This is a genomic window from Methyloceanibacter sp. (assembly GCF_051306395.1).
In the GTDB taxonomy this organism is placed as follows: domain Bacteria; phylum Pseudomonadota; class Alphaproteobacteria; order Rhizobiales; family Methyloligellaceae; genus Methyloceanibacter.
Genome location: NZ_JBPPND010000122.1, coordinates 1 through 2629, shown reverse-complemented (window position 1 = coordinate 2629; position 2629 = coordinate 1). Strand labels below are relative to the sequence as shown.

Here is a 2629-nt window from a genome sequence, read left to right as displayed (position 1 = left end):
TCCGCCTCGTCGGCGAAGTCGAGCCCCGCCTCCATCAGCGCTTGCGCCTTCAAGAGCTCGGCGCGCCAGCCTTCGTAAAGACGCCGCAACGATCCTTCGGACTGCGCCAGCGCCTGACGCCGCTGCGCCTCCGTTTCCGCGTTGATGAGATCGGCCAGGCCCTCGACCTCGGTGAGATCGAGCTTGCCGTTCTCGAAAGCGCGGCGGGCGAAGGCGCCGGGCTCGGCCAGCCGCGTCCCGTCACAGGCGAGCACCGCCTCGACCACGGCCTGCACCACGGCGCGGCTGCCATGGACTTGCAACTCGGCCATGTCTTCGCCGGTAAAGCTCGCCGGCCCCGGGAACCACAGCACGAGCCCACGGTCGATGACGGGCTCGCCGATGTCGCGCAAGGACGCATGGCGCGGCGCGGGCAGGTGGCCCACTAACGCCTCGAGCACGGTGCGGGTTCGCGGGCCGGACACGCGGATGACGGCGACCGCCGAAGGTCCGGCGCCGGAGGCCGGCGCGACAATCGTTTCGGCTGGGTCAACAATCTTGCGGTTCATGGGTTATCCTAGGGCCGGGCACAGCCGACACGGGAGGATCATGCAGGACAGACCAGACAACCAGCTCGGGGCCGAGACCAGCCCCTATCTCCTTCAACACAAGGACAACCCGGTCCATTGGCGTCCCTGGGGGCCGGAGGCGCTCGCCGAGGCGAAGGCGGCGAACAAGCCGATCCTCCTCTCGGTCGGCTACGCCGCCTGTCACTGGTGCCACGTGATGGCACATGAGAGCTTCGAGGACGAGGCAACGGCCAAGGTCATGAACGACCTGTTCGTGAACATCAAGGTCGACCGGGAAGAGCGCCCGGACGTGGACGCGATCTACATGAACGCGCTGCACCAGATCGGCGAGCGGGGCGGCTGGCCGCTGACCATGTTCCTCACCCCGGACGCCGAGCCGTTCTGGGGCGGCACCTACTTCCCGCCGCAAGACCAATACGGACGGCCCGGCTTCATCAGTGTACTGAAGACTATCTCGCATGTGTTTCACGCAGAGCCGGAGAAGGTCCGCACCAATGCCGACGCCATAGCCGAGCGCCTGAAGCCGCAGCACGCGGAAGGCACGAGCGCCACACTCGACGACGCCACGCTCTCCGATTTGGCGCGGCGCTTCCTGCAAGCGGTCGATCCGGTGCAAGGCGGCATACGCGGCGCGCCGAAATTTCCGCAGACGCAGTTCTTTGAGTTCTTGTGGCGCGCGGGCCTGCGCTACGGCCTGCCCAACCCGCGCGAGGCGGTCGACCTCACCCTCACCCATATCGCACAAGGCGGCATCTACGATCATCTCGGCGGCGGCTATGCGCGCTACAGCGTGGATGAGCGTTGGCTCGTGCCGCATTTCGAAAAGATGCTCTACGACAACGCGCTGCTCATCGACCTGATGACGCAGAGCTGGCGCGAGACGCAATCGCCGCTCTACGCGCAGCGCATCGAAGAGACGGTGGGCTGGCTCACGCGCGAGATGACGACGGAGGGCGGCGCGTTCGCCGCCTCGCTCGATGCGGACTCAGAAGGCGAGGAAGGCAAGTTCTATGTGTGGTTGCTCGCCGAGATCGAAGACGTTCTGGGTACGGACGATGCAAAACTGTTCGCCGAGATTTACGACGTCACCGCGGAGGGCAATTTCGAAGGCCACAACATTCTCAATCGGCTGAACGCGATCGAGCTGCGCGACGACGACACCGAAGCGCGCTTGGCCTCGATGCGCGCGAAGCTCTTGGCGCGCCGCGCGGGACGCGTGCGGCCCGGCTTCGACGACAAGGTGCTCGCCGATTGGAACGGTCTGATGATCGCCGCGCTCGCCGACGCGGCCACCGCTTTCGACAAGCCCGAATGGCTGGAGGCCGCGCAGATGGCCTTCCACTTCATCCGTACACAGATGACAAAGAATGGCCGTCTGTTTCACGCCTATCGCGCGGGCGAGGCCAAGGCGCCGGCGACCGCCTCCGATTACGCCAATCTGATCCGCGCGGCGCTGGCGCTCGCGAGCGCCGCCGGTCGCCGCGACTATGTCGAGCAGGCGCTAGCCTGGACCGAGGTGATGGATACCCATTATTGGGCGCACGATCTCGGCGGCTATCATCTCGCCGCGGACGACACGCGCGACCTCATCGTGCGGCCGTTGAGCGGTCACGACGACGCCACGCCGAACGCCAATGCGGTGATGGTGTCGAACCTCATCGCGCTGTCGCTGTGGACCGGCGAGACGCGCTACGCCAACCGCGCCGAGGAGATCCTGCGCGCGTTCGGGGCGGGCATCGCCGGCACCCCGGTCGGCTACTCCGGATTGCTGGGCGCCGCGATCGACATGATGGCGCCGCCGCTTGTCGTGCTCATCGTGCCGGACGGCGAAGACGCAAGCGCCATGCGCGCTGCGCTTCGCGATGTCTCGCTGCCGAACGCGGTGATCCAAGAGATCAGGGAAAGCGAAAGTCCGCCCGACAACTCACCGGCCCACGGCAAGACCGCGACGGACGGCAAGGTCACGGCCTATGTGTGCCTCGGTCCGCAATGCTCTCTGCCGGTGACCGAGCCTTCGAAGCTGGTGGAGACGATCAAGGCTGCGCGACAAGTGACGGTGG

1 protein-coding gene and 1 pseudogene are annotated in these 2629 nt (G+C 66.5%); one reads left to right on the top strand and one right to left on the bottom strand.

What is annotated here, in order from left to right; all coding sequences use genetic code 11:
- Nucleotides 1–548: pseudogene (locus tag ACSLE4_RS06630) on the bottom strand (tRNA uridine-5-carboxymethylaminomethyl(34) synthesis GTPase MnmE); the annotation flags it as partial.
- Between the two features lie 40 nt (nucleotides 549–588).
- Between ACSLE4_RS06630 and ACSLE4_RS06625 the strand changes: the two are divergent.
- Nucleotides 589–2629, top strand: a 2041-nt coding sequence (locus tag ACSLE4_RS06625) for a thioredoxin domain-containing protein (RefSeq protein WP_435903692.1), incomplete at its 3' end; no start/stop codon positions are given.